This window comes from Candidatus Saccharimonadales bacterium (assembly GCA_035697325.1).
Taxonomy (GTDB): Bacteria; Patescibacteriota; Saccharimonadia; order Saccharimonadales; family Saccharimonadaceae; genus JALRBM01.
Map to the genome: position 1 here is coordinate 379,763 of DASSDB010000002.1, position 23,055 is coordinate 402,817.

The 23,055-nt window shown below is 49.1% G+C and carries 22 protein-coding genes and 1 tRNA gene; 17 read left to right on the forward strand and 6 right to left on the reverse strand.

Annotated features, from left to right (window positions below):
• Nucleotides 1–336 precede the first annotated feature (336 nt).
• Both VFH06_02530 and VFH06_02535 read left to right on the forward strand, forming a co-directional pair.
• A tRNA-Glu gene (locus tag VFH06_02530) sits at nucleotides 337–411 on the forward strand.
• A 276-nt stretch (nucleotides 412–687) separates the two neighbouring features.
• Entirely contained in the window at nucleotides 688–1,413 is a 726-nt protein-coding gene (locus VFH06_02535; protein HET6746958.1) for a hypothetical protein, read from the forward strand.
• 149 nt (nucleotides 1,414–1,562) lie between these two features.
• Here the strand turns inward: VFH06_02535 and VFH06_02540 are convergent, their stop codons facing one another.
• From VFH06_02540 to VFH06_02550, 3 genes are all read right to left on the reverse strand, one after another.
• The gene (locus VFH06_02540; GenBank protein HET6746959.1) at nucleotides 1,563–1,874 is read right to left on the reverse strand and encodes a hypothetical protein; all 312 of its coding nucleotides are present in this window, start codon (nucleotides 1,872–1,874) and stop codon (nucleotides 1,563–1,565) included.
• A 116-nt stretch (nucleotides 1,875–1,990) separates the two neighbouring features.
• Nucleotides 1,991–2,503 (reverse strand): hypothetical protein, encoded by a 513-nt coding sequence (locus tag VFH06_02545; GenBank protein ID HET6746960.1) that lies wholly within the window; start codon nucleotides 2,501–2,503, stop codon nucleotides 1,991–1,993.
• A gap of 126 nt (nucleotides 2,504–2,629) precedes the next feature.
• Nucleotides 2,630–3,445: a hypothetical protein gene (locus tag VFH06_02550; GenBank protein ID HET6746961.1), complete on the reverse strand. Its 816-nt coding sequence runs from the start codon at nucleotides 3,443–3,445 to the stop codon at nucleotides 2,630–2,632.
• Nucleotides 3,446–3,613: 168 nt separating this feature from the next.
• On the opposite strand from VFH06_02550, the gene VFH06_02555 reads away from it, so the two are divergent.
• Entirely contained in the window at nucleotides 3,614–4,750 is a 1,137-nt protein-coding gene (locus VFH06_02555; GenBank protein ID HET6746962.1) for a hypothetical protein, read from the forward strand.
• On the opposite strand, the gene VFH06_02560 is transcribed toward VFH06_02555, so the two are convergent.
• Nucleotides 4,722–5,846 carry a M20 family metallopeptidase gene (locus VFH06_02560; GenBank protein ID HET6746963.1) on the reverse strand — a complete coding sequence of 375 codons (1,125 nt, stop codon included), beginning with the start codon at nucleotides 5,844–5,846 and terminating at the stop codon, nucleotides 4,722–4,724. The genes VFH06_02555 and VFH06_02560 overlap by 29 nt on opposite strands.
• A 102-nt stretch (nucleotides 5,847–5,948) precedes the next feature.
• On the opposite strand from VFH06_02560, the gene pyk reads away from it, so the two are divergent.
• The 4 genes from pyk to VFH06_02580 are packed head-to-tail and all read left to right on the forward strand — an operon-like array spanning nucleotide 5,949 to nucleotide 10,554.
• Nucleotides 5,949–7,367, forward strand: coding sequence for a pyruvate kinase (gene pyk / locus VFH06_02565; GenBank protein HET6746964.1), 1,419 nt, complete (start codon nucleotides 5,949–5,951; stop codon nucleotides 7,365–7,367).
• 32 nt (nucleotides 7,368–7,399) lie between these two features.
• Nucleotides 7,400–8,626 carry a phosphoglycerate kinase gene (locus VFH06_02570; protein HET6746965.1) on the forward strand — a complete coding sequence of 409 codons (1,227 nt, stop codon included), beginning with the start codon at nucleotides 7,400–7,402 and terminating at the stop codon, nucleotides 8,624–8,626.
• A gap of 38 nt (nucleotides 8,627–8,664) precedes the next feature.
• On the forward strand, nucleotides 8,665–9,441 hold the full coding sequence (gene tpiA / locus VFH06_02575; protein ID HET6746966.1) for a triose-phosphate isomerase: 777 nt from the start codon (nucleotides 8,665–8,667) through the stop codon (nucleotides 9,439–9,441).
• A 9-nt stretch (nucleotides 9,442–9,450) separates the two neighbouring features.
• On the forward strand, nucleotides 9,451–10,554 hold the full coding sequence (locus VFH06_02580) for a hypothetical protein (protein ID HET6746967.1): 1,104 nt from the start codon (nucleotides 9,451–9,453) through the stop codon (nucleotides 10,552–10,554).
• A 67-nt stretch (nucleotides 10,555–10,621) separates the two neighbouring features.
• Here the strand turns inward: VFH06_02580 and VFH06_02585 are convergent, their stop codons facing one another.
• Nucleotides 10,622–10,852: a hypothetical protein gene (locus tag VFH06_02585; GenBank protein HET6746968.1), complete on the reverse strand. Its 231-nt coding sequence runs from the start codon at nucleotides 10,850–10,852 to the stop codon at nucleotides 10,622–10,624.
• 125 nt (nucleotides 10,853–10,977) lie between these two features.
• Here VFH06_02585 and VFH06_02590 point away from each other — a divergent pair, with 125 nt between their 5' ends.
• Both VFH06_02590 and VFH06_02595 read left to right on the forward strand, forming a co-directional pair.
• Entirely contained in the window at nucleotides 10,978–13,092 is a 2,115-nt protein-coding gene (locus VFH06_02590) for a UvrD-helicase domain-containing protein (protein HET6746969.1), read from the forward strand.
• Nucleotides 13,093–13,178: 86 nt separating this feature from the next.
• Nucleotides 13,179–13,529: an NUDIX hydrolase gene (locus tag VFH06_02595; GenBank protein ID HET6746970.1), complete on the forward strand. Its 351-nt coding sequence runs from the start codon at nucleotides 13,179–13,181 to the stop codon at nucleotides 13,527–13,529.
• A gap of 49 nt (nucleotides 13,530–13,578) precedes the next feature.
• Here VFH06_02595 and VFH06_02600 read toward each other — a convergent pair whose 3' ends face one another.
• A complete protein-coding gene (locus VFH06_02600) occupies nucleotides 13,579–14,460 on the reverse strand; it encodes a hypothetical protein (protein ID HET6746971.1) in 882 nt (293 codons plus the stop codon).
• Between the two features lie 132 nt (nucleotides 14,461–14,592).
• On the opposite strand from VFH06_02600, the gene VFH06_02605 reads away from it, so the two are divergent.
• From VFH06_02605 to metG, 8 genes are all read left to right on the forward strand, one after another.
• Nucleotides 14,593–15,540, forward strand: a complete 948-nt coding sequence (locus VFH06_02605; GenBank protein ID HET6746972.1) for a mechanosensitive ion channel family protein — start codon at nucleotides 14,593–14,595, stop codon at nucleotides 15,538–15,540.
• A 70-nt stretch (nucleotides 15,541–15,610) separates the two neighbouring features.
• Complete coding sequence (locus VFH06_02610) at nucleotides 15,611–16,768, forward strand: ubiquitin-like domain-containing protein (protein ID HET6746973.1); 1,158 nt, start codon at nucleotides 15,611–15,613, stop codon at nucleotides 16,766–16,768.
• An 83-nt stretch (nucleotides 16,769–16,851) separates the two neighbouring features.
• Nucleotides 16,852–17,979 carry a G5 domain-containing protein gene (locus tag VFH06_02615; protein ID HET6746974.1) on the forward strand — a complete coding sequence of 376 codons (1,128 nt, stop codon included), beginning with the start codon at nucleotides 16,852–16,854 and terminating at the stop codon, nucleotides 17,977–17,979.
• Nucleotides 17,980–17,985: 6 nt separating this feature from the next.
• Nucleotides 17,986–18,765 (forward strand): 16S rRNA (adenine(1518)-N(6)/adenine(1519)-N(6))-dimethyltransferase RsmA, encoded by a 780-nt coding sequence (gene rsmA / locus VFH06_02620; GenBank protein ID HET6746975.1) that lies wholly within the window; start codon nucleotides 17,986–17,988, stop codon nucleotides 18,763–18,765.
• A gap of 24 nt (nucleotides 18,766–18,789) precedes the next feature.
• Nucleotides 18,790–19,527 (forward strand): ABC transporter ATP-binding protein, encoded by a 738-nt coding sequence (locus tag VFH06_02625; protein HET6746976.1) that lies wholly within the window; start codon nucleotides 18,790–18,792, stop codon nucleotides 19,525–19,527.
• 2 nt (nucleotides 19,528–19,529) lie between these two features.
• Nucleotides 19,530–20,795, forward strand: coding sequence for an FtsX-like permease family protein (locus VFH06_02630; protein ID HET6746977.1), 1,266 nt, complete (start codon nucleotides 19,530–19,532; stop codon nucleotides 20,793–20,795).
• A complete protein-coding gene (locus VFH06_02635; GenBank protein HET6746978.1) occupies nucleotides 20,792–21,514 on the forward strand; it encodes a laccase domain-containing protein in 723 nt (240 codons plus the stop codon). Before VFH06_02630 ends, VFH06_02635 begins: the two co-directional genes overlap by 4 nt.
• 44 nt (nucleotides 21,515–21,558) lie before the next feature.
• Entirely contained in the window at nucleotides 21,559–23,055 is a 1,497-nt protein-coding gene (metG, locus tag VFH06_02640) for a methionine--tRNA ligase (GenBank protein ID HET6746979.1), read from the forward strand.

The following is a 23,055-nucleotide window of genomic DNA, read 5'->3' on the forward strand; positions in this document are numbered from 1 at the left end:
AGCGCGCCGGGTACGGGTAAAAGTGCCCAGGGCGCTGCGTTTGCTATGAAATACAGATAAGGTATAATCTGATTTTTAATGAACCCATCTTAGGAAGTACCTCTGGTCTAGCCAGGGCTCTCCACCTCCTAATGCTATCTAATAATTTATCACAAAAGTGCTCAAATGTCAATACTGTCGGTGTTTTTACCTCTTGAAAAGCTAGCAAAAGACTGGTAAAATGTTTGAAGTCACACTCTCATATGGATACTATAGGTACCATATGAGACTTCGACGCTCCGGAAATTAGTGAAAAAATATGTAAACACATTTTGTTCACTATTTCGCTCACCGTCTGGTCTCATCGTCTAACGGTTAGGACACCAGGTTTTCATCCTGGCAATCCGGGTTCGATTCCCGGTGAGATCACCATAGAAAAAGCCTCAGGCAACGTGTCTGAGGCTTTTTCTATGGTTGTAAGATACGCAGTGAACCGGACATTAAAATATTGATCTTATCATATTTTTATTATATAAATATATACGAGAATTCAACTAACGACATCAGTTATAGTGTGATTCTATTCCTTGTACGTTTACAACTTGCGGATAGCTGTATTTTATCCGAGTGAGTAGCAGTCTGTGCATAGCCAAGGCGCTTAGGCTGCTGCTCAATCGGGTGGTAAGTGTATTCGACGGAAGGTAGACCATGGCACTGCCGAAAAATCGCCAGGCGGTTCAGGCACTCCTCAAAGAGCTGGAGCCGCGCGTTCTCGGAAAAGAGCGCCCGGGATTCAGTTGCAACTGCGGGGTGGTTCACTGCCCCACGGCCGTCGCGGAGAAAATCGAACCGGGTGGTGACAACTACCCAGGTCAAGAGACTAACTGGGCACTCTGGTCGGTCAGTATGAAGGCACACGCTGGCTCCAATTGGAGCTGTGGCTTGTCTTTCTTCGTGGAGGCGGACGAGTTGGAGGCGATGTTCGCTCGTCACTTCGGTGATCAGAGCGACATCGAGTATCCGTACAGTCTGTCCACCAATGGTAAAGACCGTGTCTACGCCCAGCTGTCGGCTGCTGTGCGCATTCAGGAGAACGACGAGCAGATTCGTTTCTGTTTCGACTGGGGGCGCGAGCAGGAGACCGCCGAGTACCTCAAGGAGTACTGGAACTCTCGCCGCGTGCCCGCTGGTACCGAGGCTTACAGGCGAATCGTGTCTCTTCTGGAGGATCTCCAGCCAGAAACTTACCGCGGTGGGCCGGATCCCGAGCTTCCGCACGAGAGCACGTGGCTCTTGGATTACCGCACCGCTCTAGTGCGGGCTTCGAAGGAGGCGAACCACATCTTCCTCCAGGGTGGAGGGAGCTTCACCGACCATCGAGGCACGGTGTACACCGACCTCGACGTGGCCTTCATGAGGCGCGAAGTGCAGTAGATCCGCCCGAGAAAGAGAGCAAGTTTGCTCGACGTACGGGGAAAACCGCCTAGGTAATACTAGGCGGTTTTTTCTATGGTCCAAAAATGAGGTGGAACGGGCGCTTTGTTAAAATAAGTGCCCGTTCCACATGTCTATCCCGTGAGGGGCTAGCGGAAGCTCAGGGCCATCGAACTGCCGGCGGGCATGCGGACGATCATTTCCAGGCCGGCGGTGAAGAAGGTGCTGACGTCGACTCCCTCGTGCCTAAGGAAGCAGATCAGCGTCCCTTCTGCTTTGCCGGCTGTGATGTCCTCGGCGGTGGCTTTCCTGATCTCCCAAGAGCAACCATCGGGGCAGGGGGCTTCGACCTCCACATAATCCGTGTTGGCCGGTAGCTCTTGGGCGGTGAGGTTTCCTGCCCAGAAGACTGCCAGGGCCGTGGCATCGCCAATCTTGTGCGTTGCCTTGCTGCTCTCCATGTAGTTCTCCCGTGATGGGTGGATAAGACCGACATATAATAGGAGGAATAAATAATAATTGCAAGTGAGCTATGGAAGGTGAGCCAGTTTCACGACATGGCTCGGGGTCGTTGTTCCTATGCCAAGTATTCCCAGGCGTCTTTCAAGAGTGCGAGAGCACGGTCGATCCGGAGCGCGTCGTGGCAGTAAAGAACCGCTACTGATTCATTCTCGGGTGTCGTGACACCGAAGCACATCATCGCGATGGGCAGCCTGTAGCGAGCTGTTTCTGCGCGTGCCGTACTAAAGAGCGCTTCTTCGGTTTTTGCCCAGGGGAATTCCTGCTCGATCGTCCTCTGGTGGAGGGTGATCCACTCCTTCCATTCGTCCGAAGGTGCGAAATCTCGGATGATCCGAGCTGCCTTGCGCTTGTTGATGTTCGGCCGACGCGTCGACCGTTCGCCAAGGATAGGAATTCCTTCTTGGCGCATCTCAATCCAGCGGTTTTTCGGTTCTTCTGCGTATATGCATGCCAGATCGGTGAACTCAACAATAGGGCTCTTATAAGGAATGAGTGAAGCGTGAAAAGGGTTCGGTCCGTACTCCTGTGCTAGCCATTTTGCAGCGAGTCCATCGTTGGGGTGAGGCACGTTTTTCCCTTCATTGTCGGGTAGGAACAGTCACTATTTTGAACCTCTTATTTGTTTGGTCAAGAGGTAAATGAAAAAGGTCAATGGTATGCGAGTAAAATATCACATACCATTGACCATGCTTGGCTACCAGCTCAGCCACTTACGAAGGCGCACCTTCATAGGTGCTCCGCTGAAATCGAACAGCTCGCCCGGATGCGCTTCACGCGGGTGCCAGTGAAGATAGCGGGCATCCGTCGCGAAGGCCGGGTTTCGTCCGTCGCTCTCGTCGAAGGAGACATAACGCCCCTTGTTGTCGACGCCCGACCACACCTCGCCGGGAAGCTCGTGGACTCGCTTGCGCAGTGAAATGAGTCGTCCGGACTTGATGAGATCGATGATCCGCCCGGCCCATCCTGAATCACTTTTCGCCATCCGCAGCTCCGAAGGCATTGAAGCCCCCTCCAGAACGTATACACATGGCTCGCCCCCCAGGAACTGCTCGCGCTCTTCGTCGTAGTCGTACTCCGCTGTGAAAAACAGCACGGTGATGCGTCCATCTTCCACCCACCCGTAGGGATAGGTTTCGGGGGTCAGCAGCGAGAAAGCGCTGAGTTCGCGAACACGCTGGTTGACCAGCGTGCGGGTCGGTCGCTCACCCTTGTAGTGAACGATGATGGTGGAGCTGTCTGCTTTGCACTCGAACGCAAGCGCCGGCCCCTCCTGATTGGAGAACACTACCGTGAACTCGCCACGAGGCCCATGCAACAACTGTGCACCCAAAAGAGGGGCGCTTGCGTTGGTCATGTAGTAGGTGACCGCACAGTGAATCGGCACGGCGAGGCCCAGTTTTCGAGCCTCCTGGGTCTTTCTGTCGACGATGCGATACAGTTGCGAAGCGAGGCTCCTGTCCTCGAAAGACCAAGTAGAAAGGCCCCATTCCTTTTCGACGACGGTGATCATGACACTCCCTCAAGCGTAGAAAAGCTACACCTTGTAGCCTTTTTGACCATATAACGGGTAAATGGAATTGTCAAACAACTAGATCACGAGATAGTGGTCGGTCTGGTTGTACATCGGCCACTCCTGATGCCTAAAGACAGAAGCGCACGTATGTCATAAAATAAGAGTATGAAACGTGCAGTAGTAATGCTTTATGGGCCATACGGCCAACATCCTTGGCAAGAGGATATGTTCCATCGTCCCGATAAAATACAAAGCGACCTCAAGGCATTAGGGTATGGTTTTGCTATTGCCATGGTTACTCATGCGCCGACTGGTAAAGATGAGATTCCGGAAGTGAGGGTAGCCGAAGATCCTCTTTATGATCAAAAGACAGGAATACTTCTTGAGGCTCACTTTAAACCTGGAAACCTTGAGGATTACCCAAGTATCATTGATCATTGGGTGCATAACTTTCAGGATGAAGTGCAGCAAGCGGACGGAACCTTTCAACGGACAGCCTATGGTATCGGGCTTCCGCCGGAAAGGGTGTGGAATCATAAGAATGTCCAAACGTTTGGTAATCGTAAAGAGTTAATGAATAAAGTAATTGTGAGTGAGGGTGTGGGAATACCCACATTTGCCGTGCTTGATTATGCTCAATTTACTCAACAATTCGATGCCTATAGCCCGGTTATTTATAAACCCCAGGGAGGGTCGCGGGGAATAGGTATAGAGGTGTTTAAAAATATAAAGGAACTCCATGCTGCTATCCAGACTGACCAAATTGCTACGAATGGTTTTATTCAGCCGTATCTGCGAAATAATCAGCCGATTGAGGGAGTAAAACCGCTCACGAAAGCCGATGATGAGCTCTTGAAAAAATATAATACAAAGACAGATCGTCCCCGGGAGATTCGGATGCATGTCATTGCGTGCACAACCGAAGCAGGCGAACTTTTAGTAGAATCATACCCGATAATGAAAGTAAGTGAACCCCATCTTCCGTATCTTAAGTTTAAGCAAGCCATCGGTTTGGACCCTTCGTGCTTAGGACCGGGAAGTTTTATTTATGACAAAACTGTTGCACTTGCGAGAACTGTGTGTGCGGCAGCAGAGGTACCGCAGTATTACGGTGTTTTTGACTGGCTTGTTGATGGAGATATTCATAACCCTAAGAACGTGTATGTCGTTGACGGAAATTGCCGTGGACCAGGCCTACCAGAAAATGCCCTGCCGGCTCGCGAGGCATTTCAGCGCGCCTTAGTCACCATGGGCGAGAGGTGTTTAGGGGAGACTAAAGAGCGGTTGTTTTGTGAAGGGTAGAGGCGTGCCGACCTCTTTTTGCGGGGTGGTCGCCCAATATCCATAGTTGAATCAAGCGATAGTAGCGCTCAAGATCACTCGCGAGCAGCCATTCTTGCTTGCTGTGTCGCCCGCCTCCGCGGGGCTCCATGACAATACAGGGGATATCATACTGGGCAAAGTAGCGGGCATCAGATGCACCAAAAGAGCTGGTATATTGAGGCGTTTTTCCTGTAATTTTTTCAAGCGCACGAAGAAATCCTTGAGCTTCAGGTGACGTCTTGTCGAATAAAAGCGGGTCACCTTCTTGTATTGGGGTAACTTCAAGGTTATATTCGGCACTGAGCCGGGCGACCTCGTCTCGAAATATGCGTAGATCTTCTCTGCTGAACGACCGGAAATCGACTTTTGCGGCTGCGTAGTCGGCGATTTGATTAATGGCATTTCCGCCTGCGATGTGGTTAACGGCAAGTGTTGAGCTATCTGGATGTTGGTGCGGAAAACGCTTACGAAGAACAGAGAGGACGTCCATAAGGTGGTGGAGTGCGTTGGTTCCTTCCCAAGGACGAGAGCCATGAGCCGTTTGACCGCGAGCGATAATTTCTATACCATAAAGCCCTTTGGCTCGCTCTTCGACATGCCAGTTATCTCCACCGTCAGGGATAAATGCGAGTTTTGGACGCCAGCCAGCCTCAAGAATAGGAGGCATGCAGGCACTATTTACCTCTTCGTCCGTGGTAAACATAATGCCTACATTGTGAGAACGAAGTTCGGCTATATGATGCTTGAAAAGAGTAAGATAGCAGGCAGCGGCGACCTTCATATCGTATACACCGCGGCCATACAGCTTGCCATCGCGGTTCGTGACGGCAAAATCCTCGGCTTCTGCGGGTACGACGTCGAGGTGAGCTACTAGCATGATATCAGGCTCTTTGGTAGCTTGGGTGGTAGCTATGAGCCACGGGCTTTCGCGATCTGTATCGCTGGTAATGTGAAGGCTGAGAGGGTGGAGGTAGCCTCGAACAAACTCGATAATTTCATGACAAGCGGCAGAATTACTACTGACGCTTGGGATAGAAACAAGCTGGGATAATATCGCTTCGAGCTCTGTTTGCATAAGTTCCTTTCTCTTTGGTGAGAAATAGACAGGTATAAGTATACGCCTATTAGGAGTAATAATAAAGTAAGGATTTGACGTAACAGTGGTACAATAGCAGTCATGAGTGTTATTTTTAAACGAACAAAAATTCTGGCAACCTTAGGGCCGGCGACAAATAGCTACGAAGCGATTGAAAAGCTCATCGTAGCGGGAGTGAATGGCTTCCGTTTCAACTTTAGTCATGGAAGCTACGAAGAACGTGATCAGCAATTAGTATGGATCCGTGATGCAAGCAAAAAAATCGGCAAACCAGTGGCAGTCCTCCAAGATCTTCAGGGGCCAAAAATCCGGCTCGGAAATCTTACCCAAGATGTGCAAGTGGCAAGTGGCGATGAGCTTATTCTTGACTATGCTGCCGAGCACCACGAAAACGTGCTTCCAGTGCAATATAACCTGGCCGAAAAGGTGAAACCCGGTGAGCCGATTTATATTTTTGACGGAAAGGTGCGCACAACTGTACTTGAGATCGCATCGGAAACTGCGATTAAAGTTCGAGTTGAGAATTCTGGTGTGCTCATGAGCCGTAAGGGTATTAATTTGCCTGATACTAATTTTGGTGGCGATATCCTTACTCAAAAAGATATCAAGGATGTAGAGTACGGGGCTCCCAAGGACATCGACTATGTGGCATTAAGTTTCGTGCAATCTGCCGATGATATTAATAATTTGCGCCAGATGCTTGTAGGGCTTGGTTCGAGCGCACAAATCATCGCAAAGATTGAAACGAAGGCAGCTATCGAAGACGAGGCACTCGAGGAAATTGTAAAAGCTAGCGATGGAATCATGGTAGCGCGTGGTGATTTGGCAGTAGAAGCAGGTGCTGAGATCGTGCCGATTGTGCAGCGGAAGATCATTGCGCTTTGTCGTCAATACGGTAAGTTAAGTATCGTTGCGACGCAAATGATGGCAAGTATGGTAGATAATCCAGAGCCGACTCGCGCCGAGGTAAGCGATGTTGCCAATGCGGCTATTCAGGGCGCAGACACCGTTATGCTCTCCGATGAGACGGCAAACGGAAGCTACCCGCTTGAAACAGTTGCGGCAATGAAAAAAGTTATTTTGTATGCCCAGGAGCATGTTGCTATCAGGCCTCTTGACCAGATCGTTCACATGAAGAGTCCGACACTTGATGCCATCAGCACGGCAGCGGTAAGTCTTGCCGAGCAACTGAAAGTTCATGCCATCGTGGCCGAAACGAAATCTGGTGCAACCGCGGGTAATATCGCAGCCCATCGGCCGAATCTTCCTATTGTGAGTGTTACAAGCGAAGCGCGGACGGCGCAGCAACTGGCTTTGAGTTATGCAAATAAGAGTTTCGTGCGACCCGATGGCGAAAAAGCAGGTCTTGATCTTGTGAAAGAACTGAAGGCGAATGGTTACTTTGGGGATGAAGAAAAAGTCCGCGTTGTTATCGTAAGTGGCCGCCAACCAGGACTCGTTGGTGCTACCGACACGATCCGTGTTCGTGTGATAGAATAAAGGATATAAATAAGTATCTAGGGTGGGAGTTTGTGACGTTTTTCAAGCAGACAATTACATCGGTGCCATTAGAGCATAAAACCGTGCTGTTGCGGGCAGATTACAACGTGCCGCTTGCGCCTGATGGTACCATTGCAGATGATTTGCGGATCCGAGCAAGTTTAGCAACCGTCAAGAAGCTGCTCAGCGAAGGTTGTAAAGTGGTGATTATCAGTCATCTTGGTCGTCCAGAGGGTCGGGATGAGAAACTTTCTCTAGAGCCCGTTGCTGCCCGACTTGCACAATTACTTGGCGAACCGGTACGTTTTGTCGACCAAACCATCGGTGACAAGCCACATATGGCTATTAAACGGGCACCAAAAAGAAGCGTAATCGTTCTTGAAAACCTCCGTTTTCATAAAGGCGAAGAGGCGAACGACGATAATTTTGCACGTGAGCTCTTAAAAACGACCGGGGCGCGCTATTTCGTGCAGGACGGATTTGGTGTGGTTCACCGAGCTCATGCGAGTACGGAAGCAATCACACATTATATTCCCAGTGTTGCGGGGTTGCTTTTGGAACGCGAGTACACCACCATCACTCGTGCCATGCGCGCGCCCAAGCGCCCACTGGTGGCTATTTTAGGCGGGGCGAAGGTGAGTGATAAAATTGGTGTCGTAACCGAGTTTATTAACGTTGCCGATACCATAGTTATTACAGGGGCAATGGCCAATACTTTCTTGGCGTATAAGGGGTATAAACTAGGTAAAAGCCGCGTTGAAGCAGGCATGAATGACACCGTTGCTGAGATTTATAAAGCAGCAAAAGCGAAAGTTGGTGAAGCAAACGTTGATGATTTCTTGGTGCTTCCCGCGGATTTGGCTGTTGCAAAAAGTGCCGACAAAACTCAAAAAAGACGAAATGTTTCGCTTGACGATATCCAATCCGATGATATGGCATTGGATATGGGTGATAGAACGATCGAGCATATCATTAAGATCGTAGAGGCAGCAAAAACGGTGATATGGAACGGTACTCTCGGCGTTGCTGAGCTGCCTGAGTTTGCTCATGGATCGGCGAGGCTGGCGCTTACCTTAGCTACTCATCCCCATATCACGTCGATTATCGGAGGAGGCGACACAGCGGACTTTGTGCTTGATTGGGACGCGCGTGGCGGCGAAAGCTTTACGCATGTTTCTACCGGAGGCGGAGCAAGTATCGAGTTAATGGCGGGTGAAAAATTACCAGGGATCGAAAGCTTACTAGACGCCCCGCGGTAAGTGCGGTACACTGAAATACAGTAAAGCATAAGCGGTATATGGCAAGTCGTAAAAAACTCATTGTTGGCAATTGGAAGATGAACCTCAATACGCATGAGGCGAGTTTATATCTCCATAAGTTAGCTGGTCTTATCGAATCTCATCGTGACGTTGAGGTTGTGCTTGCGCCGACACTTCTTGCACTTCAGTCACTTAGCTTGCAGATTGATCGTCGCCAATTCAAGCTCGCCGTCCAAAATCTCTACTGGCGGGATCATGGTGCCTTTACGGGCGAAGTATCCGCTAGCCAACTCCGAGGCGTAGCAGACTATGCCATTATTGGTCATTCTGAGCGTCGTCATATCTTTGGCGAAACAGATAAAGATGTTCGCCACAAAGTACAGGCGGCAATTCGAAATGACATCCGGCCGATTCTTTGTATTGGCGAAACTGCCACCGAGCGCGCAGACGGTGAAACAAACGATGTATTACACGACCAGCTTTTAGGTGGTTTGGCGAATCTTACGGCCGAAGAATTGAGTAACGTCGTTGTGGCATATGAGCCCGTGTGGGCTATTGGAACCGGTAACAACGTCAAGCCTGATGAACTTAAGAATGCAGCAAAAGCCATTCGTCGACAAATAGCCCACCTCTATGGGGAAAAAGCGGCAGAAGAGCTACGCGTTCTTGATGGGGGAAGTGTCACATTGGCAAATGCTGCGGATTGCCTGGGAACGGAAGGAATAGATGGGCTGCTTATTGGGGGCGCGAGCCTTGATGCGCATGCGTTTAGTGGTATTGTAAAAAGAGCACATGATAATGCTGGTAAAAAGTAGGGGTGGGAAGTGAAAGACATAGATTTCGACGAACTTGACAAGGCAGTAAACTCCTTGATGGCGGATGTGCCAAAAACTCCAACGCCCAGCAGTCCAACAGAAAAAACTGTTGAGATTCCAACAACAGGTAATTCTACTACAAGCACCTTGCCGACGCCAGTAACGTCACCTGAACCTAAAACGACGCCGACACTCCAGACGGCGCCAGCTTCTCGACGAGGGGGACGTTTTATGGATGTCGTTCATCCCTCTTCTGATATGAAAAAGCCTGAAGCAACCAAACCGGTTTCGCGGCAAGGTGTGACAATTGCACCCCGCTCTACCGCTAGTGAACCTTTGCCTACCGTGGATAAAACTATCCCTACTCCTATTAGCAAAGAGCCCTCGGACTCACCCGTATCCGAACCGCCGCAAGATCCCGTAGTAAAAACCGATTGGCCGGACCCTCTGGATATGGCAGGTTTTGGGGCGAAGGACAACACCGCTTCTCCTGTTGAGAAAGAGCCACCCGTGCCGGTACCGGATCAAAAAGATGAATTGGATGAACCGCAAACTTCTACGGAAGAACTCGCGGCAGAACCCCCGCTCACTTCTCCATTTCTTCCTGATACAAAGGTGGAAAAGCGACCCCTAGGAGGTAACGCTTCGGAGGAATCAAGCAAGAATGACTTGCCGGTCGAAGTTAACGATGATCAACTTCCGGCGACGGCTGACGATGTCAAACCGCTCCTGCCTGAAGAGCTTCATAGCGACTTGGTGGCTATCGAGTCTGATGCGACCGAACATAAAGAGGATACCGAACCACAAACTGATGAGCACCCTGTTGACTCAAAACCTGAAAAGCCCGCCCCTTGGGTTGAACCTATGAAAGAGGAAAAGCCAAAAGAAGCCCCTACGCCTACTGGACCAGCTTCTATCCCTCAGCAATATCGAGAAGAGCCCTCTTCTGGCGATCAAAAAAATGGTGCAATCTATGATACAGCTAATTACCACCAGCCCCTTGCTCATCCGGCCAAGCAAAAGTCAGGTTGGATGTGGGTTGTTTGGATCATATTGATTCTTATTATTGGTGCCGGCGGTGGTGCGGCGCTCTACTTTTTGCATATTGTCTAGGAGTATTCAAGGATAGCCGCTTATGAGCAAAAGTCAATGCTCCCGGCGGCTATCCTTGAGGTATGAATCACTCTGGCCACTTGGGGCGTAACCCTTGAGCCTGGTCGGCATGCCGCGAAAACTCATCCTGAAGTCGATCTGCCTCGTTCTCGTAGTCGCCCTGGATCTTGTCGAAGGCTTCTTTTGCGGCTGCGGCATTTTCGGCCACGGAATGTCCCGGAAGAACACTTGATTGTTCCGAGCCTCCTGGCTGTGAAATGGGTTTGGTTACTTCTGGTTTCTCAAACCATCCAGACATGACTGCGCCTCTTTCGGAGTCGATACCATAAGCAGTATATACTCACCGTATACATACATCAAGTAAAGATGTAAAGATTACTATAATGTCATCATTCTGGCCCTTCGTTAGCTATAATAGAAGCAATGGATTTACTAAAAGGACTTAACCCCGCGCAAGCCAGCGCGGTTCAAACGACGTCAGGGCCTCTGTTGATTTTAGCCGGAGCTGGAAGTGGAAAAACAAAAACTCTCACGCATCGTATCGCTTATCTCATTGCTCATGAGCGAATATGGCCAAATGAAATCCTCGCGGTGACATTTACAAACAAGGCAGCCAAAGAAATGCGCGAGCGCTTGGGTCATCTTTTAGGGCAGGATGGCAGTGTGCGGGAGTTTATGCCCTGGATGGGTACATTTCATGGGATTTGTGTGCGCTTGTTGCGAATAGATGGCGACAAACTAGGCATCCAACCTAATTATGTAATTTATGACGAAGATGATCGCCAGGGCCTTATAAAGCAGGCTATGAAACAACTTTCTATTACAGATAAGCAGATTAAGCCCTCCGCTGTGAGCAGTATGGTTTCAAATGCTAAAAATGAGTTGGTAAGCCCTGAAGAGTTTAGTGAAACAGCGAGCTATCCGTTTCAAAAAGAAGTTGCAAAAATTTACGCACTGTACGAAAAACTTCGCCGTGATGCCGGGGCGCTTGATTTTGATGATCTGCTTATTGAGACAGTTCGGCTTTTTAAAGAGCATCCTGATATTCGTGCCAAATGGTGCTCACAATTCAAGCATATTCTGATCGATGAGTACCAAGACACGAATGCGGCTCAGTACGCGATTGTTAAAAGTTTGGTTGGCGACGAACGCAACATTTGTGTTGTGGGAGATGATTGGCAGTCGATTTATAGCTGGCGCGGGGCTGATTTTACCAATATTCTTAATTTTGAACGCGACTTTCCGGGCGCGACAATTGTAAAGTTGGAGCAAAACTACCGCAGTACGAGTGCGATCCTTGAGGCGGCGCAAAGTGTCATTACGAAAAACACACAGCGAAGCGATAAAAAGTTATGGACTGATGGTCCGGCTGGTGCACCAGTGCAAGTTCATAGCGTATACGATGAAGCTGAAGAGGCGTATACGGTAGCAACGAGAATTGCTGCTCAGGCGGCCATAGGTGCTCGGACCTATGGTGATTTTGCGGTATTATACCGAACCAATGCGCAGAGTTACACCTTAGAACGTGCCTTGTTACAGCAGCGCGTTCCGTATCAGATCGTGGGCGGGGTGCGTTTTTATGATCGTAAGGAAATCAAAGATATTGTGGCGTATCTTCGCTTGCTCTACCAGCCAAGCGATCGCATGAGTTTCAGCCGAATCGTTAACGTGCCGACACGTGGCATTGGGGCGACGAGCCTTGAGAAATTTCTTGTATGGCAAGGTACGAGTGGTCTGGATATTATTAGCGCGCTTACAAATGTCGAGCAGACAAGTAGCTTGACGCCGCGGGCAAAAACGGCGCTCGAAACGCTCGGCGAGCTGCTTCGTCTTTTACAGGCAAAAATAAGCAGCGATACGCCGCCCGCAGAGCTTATCGAGTTACTGATTAATAAGACAGGTTATCGCGATTTTATTTTAGACGGAACACCGCAGGCGGAAGACCGCGAGGCGAACCTTGGTTCGCTTATATCGGATGCCAAAACATTTGCCAGTCTCTCTGATTTTCTTGAAGAAGTAGCGTTAATGTCGAGCGCAGATACAAGCAGTGATACCGAAAAAGTGACGCTTATGACTATGCACGCGGCTAAGGGTCTGGAATTCCCTGTAGTCTTTATGGTGGGTATGGAAGAAGGAATACTGCCTCATTCGCGCGTGTATGAGGCAGGACCGAGCGAACTTGAAGAGGAGCGCAGGCTTTGCTACGTGGGGATGACCAGGGCGCGTGAGGAGCTTCACTTAAGCTATGCACAGAGTAGGTTGCAGTTTGGTCAACGGGGATACAGCTCACCATCCCGTTTTCTTGAGGATATGGGGCATTCGGTGGTTTCAGCTCCGGTATCGTCATTTACGAGTCGAACACCAAGCGATTATGAATATAGCGATGATATTGGGCTGGACGTTGGTGACCAAGTACGATCGAGTCAGTTTGGCGTTGGCGAGGTTATTGATGTCGATGGAATGGCGGTAACGGTTGAGTTCGCAAGCGGTCAAACGAAAAAACTGAACGTTGAGTATGCTCATCTCGAAAAAATATGACATGGTACTATCGGCTAGCATCAGCGATATGCAACCCGTTTTTCCTTGTTTTTATTCGTATCAAGTCGCGTTTTTCAAGACCGCGGGTGCGAATTATAGTTCGTAATATAAAAGGTGAAGTACTTCTTGTAAAATCGGTACTCGGCATGACGGAGTGGGAGCTTCCTGGTGGCGAGGTGAGGCGTAGCGAAACGGAGCTCGCGGCCATTGCTCGCGAATTAAAGGAGGAAACGGCACTTATTATATTAGAAGATACGATCAAAAAAAGACGGTCACTTCTTCAGCCATTTCCTCTTGAGCTGTTTGAATGCATAGAACCGATAACTGCCAATGCACAGATTAAGCGCCCCTGGGAAATACGGGAGATACGATGGTGCAATCCGCAGGAGCTGCCGATAGATACGGCAGGGTATGTCACGTCTTTTTTTATGAAATGAGGGTCACTCCGGGAGAGCTAAAAAGCCCTCCCGGAGTGACCCTTGGTGCCTACGACCCGAGCAGCAGGTGCGTGAGCTTCTTGAGCCGCGCAGGACGCTGGAAGTGCGAAGGCTCTTGTGCCTTCGCCCACACCAGGTCAAGCGTCGTGTTCAACTCACTCGCGGCCGTGCAGACGAACAGGCGATCGTCTTTGAGCGCGGTACGCATAGTGTCGAACTGGGTGTACGTTTTCGGCAGTGAGTCAGGGCTGTAGTCTTTCAATGCCAGCAGCAGAACGACGCTGCCGTTTCGTAGGGCAGTCTCGCACTCACGCCTAGTGCCGTCGAGTCCGCCCACGCACACGAGCACGTCGGGGATGGTACCGACCAGGATCTCGCGATCCTTGTAAGTGTCTCCCCAGGCGATCATGAACGACCGCTGACTAGCACACTTCAGGCCTTGGAGCGGAATGCACCCCAGCGTCTGAACACCATGCATCGCAGCGATGACGGCGTTCAAGCCGAGATTCCCATCGCTGACCCCGCCATCCACCGAAAGGCTCGGTGCACGTTCGGTGCCAACGAGATACCCGTAGAGTTCGCTGAGTGCTTTGGCTTCCGTGGTGTAATTGAAGCCGGCGCTGGCGAACCCCGAGACACCCCAGATGAGGTCGTCCTGCTGGAAGCGCCGTTCGATCAAAGCGACGGCATCTTCCAATGGGGCCGCGTGGATTCCTTTCTCCCCCAGGGCCAGCCGTACATCCGGTCGGGCATGGATGCACCCCACCGAGCGGAGTGATTCCTTCTCGATAAGCACACTCCGTTCGCCGTCGTGGGGATGAGTGTAGGTCAGGTTGGGAAGGTGGAAGGTGCGGGCGTTCAGGGCGGGCGGAGTCCGACCCGTCAAGCAAAGTTCGTCGTAGGTCCGTCGAAGCTGAAGGCTGTTGTTCAACGATTCACATCCTCACCTCGCTGTATCAGAACGTAAGAATCATACCATAAAAACGAGCTTTTTACGAATAGGTATAGTAAAGCGAATAGACTTCTTTAAAAAAATAACAAGAAACAGTAAGCTAGAAGAAGTATGATTGCCGCTATTAAAAATACACTCAATGCTTGGTTTGCGGGTAATGAGCCCCTAAAACTTATATTCGTCATGATTGTGACGGCGCTACTTGCCTATTGGCTCAGTAAACTTATCGCGAATATCATCATTTGGATTGCTAAAAAGATTGCGGGTGAGTCGGACGTAGCTTCAAGTGAAGAGCGCTTTATCCAACTCCGACGTGTAGAAACGTACTTAAGTGTGTCTATCGCGCTCGTCCGTTTTGGGGTTGTTGTTGCGGCGGTGCTTTTTGCATGGCTCGTCCTCTCCGACAGTAAGGCGACGAATGCCAACGCTGCCACGGCAATCGGGGCAGGAGCTATTTTTGCCGTTCTTGCGGGTGCAACGATAGGTCCGTTGCTTCGTGATATTACGGCGGGAGCAACTATGATTATCGAGCGATGGTTCGATGTGGGCGACTTTGTGCAAATCGATCCTTTTATGGATGTAAAAGGCGTAGTTGAGCGTCTCACGCTGCGCTCGACCCGGATCAGAAGTATTTCCGGAGAAGTGATTTGGCTTCATAATCAGCATATTCAAGGGGTGCGAGTAACACCGCGCGGGGTGCGCACGATGGCAATAGATATCTTTGTGAACGATGCGGATAAAGCTAAAAAATCAATCGAAAAGCTCCTTAAGACTCTTAAGGCCGGCCCGACAATGCTGGCAACACCGCTTCATATCGTTGAAACAGAGAAGATATCCGAGGATTTTTATCGTATTACGATCATGGGACAAACCGCTCCTGGCCGCGAATGGCTGATTGACAACTTCTTCGTTGAGGCACTCGAGAAGGCAGACAAGCGCAATCCGAACTTTGGTATTGCTTATGGACCGCTGGTTCGTTATGCCGATGAGGCCGCCGAACGCCGTTTCCGCCGTGCTGTTCGCGTTCAGCAATTCACCGCCAAATCTGATACGAAGTAATTGCTGCGACGTTTGACCGCAAATGGTATAATAGATTTTAGTGCACCACGTGGAGGTGTTAACTGAATTTATGAAAATACTATCGAGAAGGCCAGTAAAATTGTACGGCACGCTTGTTATCCTGCTATCCGCGTTTTTTATTGGCGCTGGAGTTGTTTTCGTTGCGGGACAAGTGAGCGCAGAGTCAACCATTGAACCTACTCCCGGCGAGCGTCTCATTACGCTTCATGACGATGGCCAGGATAAAGGAATCCTCACCAAGGCAACTACCTTAAAAGATGCACTAAAGGAAGCTAATATTCTGATTGACCCGAATGATATCATCGAACCGGGTCTCGATGAAAAGCTAATTGCTTCGACCTATGATGTGAATATTTATCGCGCACGGCCGGTGACGGTTGTTGATGGAGCTATTCGTCAAAAAGTGATGTCACCGTATCAAACAGCAAAACAGATTGCTGAACATGCCGGTATTTCACTTCATGATGAGGATATTACAACGTTGGAGGCAAACACAGATATGGTTAGTGAAGGCGCCGGAATCCAACTGAACATTGATCGCGCAATCGAATTTACGTTTAATTTTTACGGAACGAAGGCAACCACCTACACCCAGAGCAAAACCGTTTCCGAAATGCTTAAACAAAAAGGGATTACTATAGGAGAAAACGATACGCTGTCCGTTCCTCTCGATACTTCTATGACACCGGGGATGGTGATAGAACTCTGGCGAAACGGTAAGCAGACGGCCGTGGGTGAAGAAGACGTCGCTTTTGACACGGAGAAAATTCAAGACGCTGATCGTCCTATCGGCTACCGTGCTATAAAAACACCCGGCGTCGTCGGAAAGAAAAAAGTAACCTACGAGATTGAAATGAAAAATGGCCAAGAGGTACGAAGGACCGCGATCCAAAGCGTCATAACGAAGGAGCCTGTAAAGGCCGTGGAAGTTGTCGGCGCAAAGGCCGGATTTGGCGGAGACTTTGCCGAGGCGCTCGCAAAGCTACGAAGCTGCGAGGGCGGCTATAACAGTTGGAACCCAGCCGGGCCTTACTACGGAGCGTATCAATTTAACGAAGGAACCTGGAATAGCGTTTCGAGTGCGCCATTTGGAAATGCAACACCTGCCGAACAAGATGCGGCTGCTCGCGCCCTCTACCTGCGCCGTGGTTGGCAGCCTTGGCCTTCTTGTTCACAAAAAATGGGCCTCCAGGATATCTACCGATAATGGGCAGCCTAAGAGACGCCTTAATACACAGAGCACATATCGTTGTTATATCGTGCCTGGCTATAGCCACTCTGGGAGTAATATTGGCACATAGAGTAGGTGCTCAGCCGGTAGCGCCTGAAGGTGGCCAACGCCTTATCTCAGTGCATGACGAAGGGACGGAGCGCGGAATTCTAACTCATGCAACAACGCTTCGTGGTGCGTTTCATGAGGCAGGTATCCCTATTGACCCGAGTGATCTTGTTGAGCCTGGCCTTGACGAAAAACTTGAAGGAAATAACTATCAGGTAAATATCTATCGCGCGCGGCCCGTGACGATTGTCGATGGTAAAACGAGCATAAAGGTCATGACGCCGTATCGGACTCCTGCGCAGATTGCTCAACAAGCAGGCATGATACTTCACGATGAGGATATCGCGAACATGACCGTCAATACGGATATCGTAAGCCAAGGGGCGGGCCTCCAGCTAAGCATAACTCGAGCAACAGAATTTACTCTTATGCTCTACGGAACAAAAACCACGGCGTATACACAAGGCAAAACCGTGGCAGCGATGCTAAAGGAAAAAAATATCAAGCTCGGTGCGAGCGATACGATCTCTTCTGGTTTGGATAGCACAATTCAGTCTGGAATGACAATTGAGATCTGGCGCGATGGTGCCCAGACGGTTACGCAGGAGCAAGAAATACCCTTTGATACTCAGAAAGTATTAGACATGGATCACAGTATCGGCTACCGCGAAATAAAAACACCAGGTAAAACAGGTGCACGACTTATAACGTATGAAGTAGTGAGACAAGACGGCAGGGAAGTCAGCCGCAAAGAAATTCAAAATGTAATAAGCAGGCAACCAGTTCGACAAGTAGAGCTTGTTGGCAATAAGCCGAGCAACCCACTTACTAAGTCAAAGGGCGCTGCCTACTTTGTGGATAGTCAGAGAATTGGGCATCGTGAAACATATTACGATCTTCCTATGAACGTTGTCATAGGAGCTTGTGGAGGAGGCACGTATGGTATCCGTGAGGATGGTGCCAAGGTAGATCAAAATGGGTATATCCTGATAGCCGCAAATTATAGCCGCTATCCGCGTTGTTCTATAGTAGAGACGAGTATGGGTTTGGGGAAAGTGTACGATACAGGTGGTTTTGCTAAAGTGCATCCCGATGGCTTCGATCTTGCGACGGACTGGACAAATTATGACGGAAGATAGGAAAAGATGACAGCGCCCAAAAAATCACTCGGTCAGCATTGGCTTAAAGACCGTGAGATTCTTGCTCAGATTGCCGATGCTGCTGGCTTGTCTGCTAACGACACGGTGCTGGAGATTGGTCCGGGCCTCGGAACTTTGACGAGTGAATTGCTTCGCAAGGCGCATAAAGTGCTTGCTGTTGAGTTTGATGAAGAGTTAGCGGCAAAACTTCCGGGACAATTTCCTGGTAAGAATCTTGAAGTAGTTCATAACGACATCCTTTCCTTCGACCTTACGCAGCTTCCTTCGGGGTATAAGGTAGTCGCGAATGTGCCGTACTATATCACGAGTAAAATCGTCCAGCTCCTCATGACGTCGAGCAATAAGCCGGCTACGACAGTTCTCCTTGTTCAAAAGGAAGTCGCGCAGCGTTTGGCAGCTCACCCTGGTGATATGAGTATATTGGCAGTGAGTGCCCAAGTGTTCGCCGAAGTATCTCTAGGCATCTTGGTTCCCGCCCACTATTTTACGCCGCCACCTAAGGTGGATTCGGCAGTGGTAACACTAAAAACAAGGAGCCAGCCACTTTTCGGTAGTATACCTGAAAAGACATTTTTCCGGGTGGTACGGGCCGGATTCTCTTCACCCCGCAAAAAACTACACTCGAGTTTGGCCGCCGGGTTGGGTATTTCAAAAGAGGCTGCTCGCGACCTTTTGGAAAAGAGCTCAATCAACCCTGACGTACGAGCGGAAAACCTGTCTGTTGAAGACTGGGTCAGGCTGGCTGGTGAGTTTGATGGCGCTTAAGAGATTCGGTATAATAAAACGTGTATGATTCAAATTAAATCGATCACGAAAACTTATGGAAAAAAGCAAAATATCTTTCAGGCGCTGAGCAATGTTAGTCTTGAAATTCCCGATGGCGCAAGTGTCGCAATTTTAGGCAAATCAGGCTCGGGTAAGTCGACACTTATGCACGCGATGAGTGGACTTGATCGCCCTGAAACTGGCCAGGTAATCATTAATGGCCAGGACATTCTCCAGTTGAAGGCAAAAGATGTAGATACATTTCGATCAAAGACGATCGGGTTTATTTTTCAAGCTTTTTTCGTTCAGGGTAATGAAACATGTTATGACAATGTCAGCCTTCCACTTGAAATCGCGAAAGTGCCCAAAAGTCAGCGCAAAGCACTTGTAGAAGAAGCCCTGACTAAGGTGGATTTGGCGGATAAAATTAAAGAACGTGCTAAGAATCTTTCGGGTGGACAAAAACAGCGATTGGCAATTGCTCGAGCCATCGTTAATAATCCAAGTATCATTTTTGCGGATGAACCAACCGGAAATCTTGATAGCGCAACAGGTGAAATGGTTGAACAACTCCTCTTTGACTACAATAAAAAATCAGGCACGACGTTGGTAATTGTGACGCACGATCCCGACCTTGCAAATAAATGTAATATGCAAGTTCATATTAAGGATGGCCAAATTGAAGCAGTAAAAGGTGTCGCGCCTACTGTGCGGGCAACTCAACCCCAGCCTGCTTCGGTAGCAGCTCAGGGGGTAAAGTAATCATGACATTTCCTGATATACTCCGTCGAAGTTGGCATAATCTTGGTCGAGCGAAAGTGCGCGTCGGCCTTACGGCTGCGGCTCTTGCTATCGGTGCGGCCACAATGACTCTAGCATTGGCTATTACACAGGGTGCTCAAGATAGCATTCAAAAAGGATTTGGTAATTTTAAAAATAACTTCGTGAGTGTCGATGGATTTACTGTGAAGAATTCTTCGGCAAATGGTATTCAAACCACCGATGAAGCCAATAAGGCCAATCAAGATGCTCAGGATAAAAGTTTGGGAGTCAAGGACGTTGAAAAGTTCAAAGCGATTCCTGGCGTAACACAGGTTTTACCCCTCAGTTATTACAGGTTTGACGAAGTTGATATTAACGGCCAAAGTTACAAAGCTCCGTATGTTTCTCCACTTACACCACTCGATGATTTGAATGATCTAGTCGCGGGTAAGCGCGAAAACCTGAAAGGTGATACAGTCATTGTCCCTGAGAGGTACGCAAAACAGGCGGGCGTCGATGCATCCGCATTTATTGGCAAAAAGCTTACTTTTGTTAAAAAAGGTACGCCGGCATTCTTTAGTCGGCCAGCTCAGCCCGATACCGAAGTTGACTTAACGGTTGTAGGCGTCACAAAAAGCTCAGGCGAGAACAAAGACGCAAGCACTGAATATGCGTACCTTTCACCCGAAACTATGAGCAAGCTGGCTGATGACAGTCGTGGTACGACCAAACCGGAAAATGTCTACTATAACCGAATCCTTATCTTTACCGATGAATCGCAGACAGAAAAGGTAAAGTCAAAGCTTCAGTCCGATGGGTATGAAGCGAAAACGCGTGCCGATAGCGTAGGCAAAGCCCTTGAAGCAGTCAGCGCCATCCGTACCGCCCTGCTGGTATTTGCTAGTATTGCCATCTTCACCGCCATCTTTGGTGTGGTAAATACTCAATTAATGTCAGTCTTAGAGCGCACCCGTGAAATCGGCGTCATGAAAGCACTGGGTCTTTCTAGAGGTGGTGTGCTTCTTATGTTCAGTATTGAAGCAGGCTGGATTGGCTTTTTGGGAAGTATCATAGGAACGCTGATCGCCATACCGTTTGCACTGTTGCTTAGCGCACTTGGTGGAAGTGCAGGCTTCAGCGTGCCTATTACGATTCCGAACTTCCTTCTTGTCGTTGTTGTGCTTGTTGTCATTGCGATGCTTTCAGGCTTCTTGCCTGCCCGCCGTGCTTCCAAGCTTGATCCTGTTGAGGCTTTAAGAAGCGAATGATAACTACCGACCAGCCCAAAATATTCGGAGATGCTGTTATTGCTGCGGTTTCATCGCGGAGTGATGGCAATCTGAAGTTTGGGCTGGGCGATGACTCTGAAACGCTTAAAAATCGTACGGCGTTTCTCTCCAAAATTGGTATTGATATATCACAGACAAGCCTTGTGGGCATCACCTATGATACAGATGACTTTACCAAGTACCGTATCGCAGATGTGAGAGATAAATCTATCGGTATGTTGGAAGCGGATATGAGTGAATATGTAGATGCACTCGTGGTTCGAGACACAAGACATGCACTTTTTCTTCCGCTCGCTGACTGCGCTGGCGTGATTTTGTATGACCCCAACAATCGAGCCCTTATGGTATCGCACCTTGGTCGTCATAGCGTCGAGCAGGAGGGTGCGAAGAAGAGCGTCGCATATCTTGAAGCTCACTGTAACTCGGATCCTGGAGAGTTACTGGTCTGGATAAGCCCGAGCGTCGGTAATGCTACGTACCCACTTCATACGTTTGGCGGCAAAAGCTTGCAAGAAGTTATTGTGGCACAGTTTAAAGAGGCTGGTGTGAAGGACGATCGTATAGAGACGAGTCATATCGATACTGCGCACGACCCAAATTATTTTTCTCATAGTGAGTACCTAAAGGGAAATGAGCCAGAAGCTGGTCGTTTTGCGGTTGTCGCTGAAATGACCGCGCAGGGTGAGCCTGCTATTTGATTTTCACTAAATTAACTGTTTAATCTGTTACACTGGAAATAACTATGGGAAAAAAGCTATATATTACGACCGCAATACCATATGTCAATGGCACGCCGCACATTGGCAATGCACTTGATTACCTCTTGGGCGATATCTGGACGCGTTATCAAAAACAAAATGGCAAAGAAGTCCGTTTTCAGGTGGGTACCGATGAGCACGGCAACAAAATAGCCGCGAAAGCCGCCGAATCTGGTCTCGATCCACAAGCCTTTACTGATAAAATGTATATTAATTTTGAGAACCTCATGAAAAAGATGGGTGCCGAATACACCGACTTTATCCGCACTACTGATATTCACCACAAGGCCGCCGTGCAATATATTTGGCAAAAACTCCAGCCGTATATTTACAAGGGCAAATATGAGGGCTGGTACTGTATCGGTCACGAAGCCTTCTTTACTGATAAAGAAGTAGAGGCAACCGGGGGTGTTTGTCCGGATCACCAAAAACCGTACGAACGAGTTAGTGAAGAAAACTATTACCTAAAGGCGAGCGCCTTCAGTGATCAAATCCGCGAAGCTATCACAACTGGTCGCATGCAAATCGTACCTGATTTTCGAAAGAACGAGTTTCTTGAACTCATAAAAGATGGGCTGCCCGATGTGAGCATATCCCGACCTAAGAAAACACTCACCTGGGGAGTTCCTGTGCCTGATGATCCGGAGCAGATCATGTATGTATGGCTGGATGCGCTTTCGAATTATATTACGGTAATTGGCTACCCTGATAAGCAAGAATGGAAAGATTACTGGCCAGCTGATGTACAGGTAGTAGGCAAGGATATCTTGCGTTTTCACGCGGGAATTTGGCCAGCGATGCTCTTGGGGCTTGATTTACCACTGCCTAAAAAGCTCCTCGTGCATGGTTTTGTGAATGTTGGCGGCGCCAAGATGAGCAAATCTGTAGGGAATGTCGTTGACCCGAACGAAATCATCGATACCTATGGTGTTGATGTATTCCGCTACTATTTTTCGCGCCATATTCCAACGCTTGATGACGGCGATTTTACCTGGGAAAAGCTTGAGAATGCCTATAATAACGAGCTCGGTAACGATCTTGGAAACCTTGTGTCGCGTGTGGCAAGTATGGTGACGCGTTATCAGTCAGGTGTTATTGGTGAAGCACCTACGGGTGAACACGACATGGGTCCATACCGTCAGGCGATGGAACAACTCCACTTTAACCGAGCAGTAGACGAAGTGTGGGTGATGGTCCGCTCTCTCAATCAGTATCTTGAGAGTGTGAAGCCATGGGAAATCGCTAAAAAACGTGAAGACCCCGAGGCCGAACAACACCTTACGGAAGTGCTTGGGCATGCCGTTAATACACTTCTTCAAATCAGCGACTTGCTTCGTCCCTTCATGCCTACTGTTGCCGAAACGATTCACAAAACGTTCGATTCTGGCGTCATTGTGCCTATCGAGGCTGAAGGCGGACTGTTTCCTAAAATTTACAATCACACAGAAAATCCCAGAGCTCCTAAGCCCCAGGCATCGTGA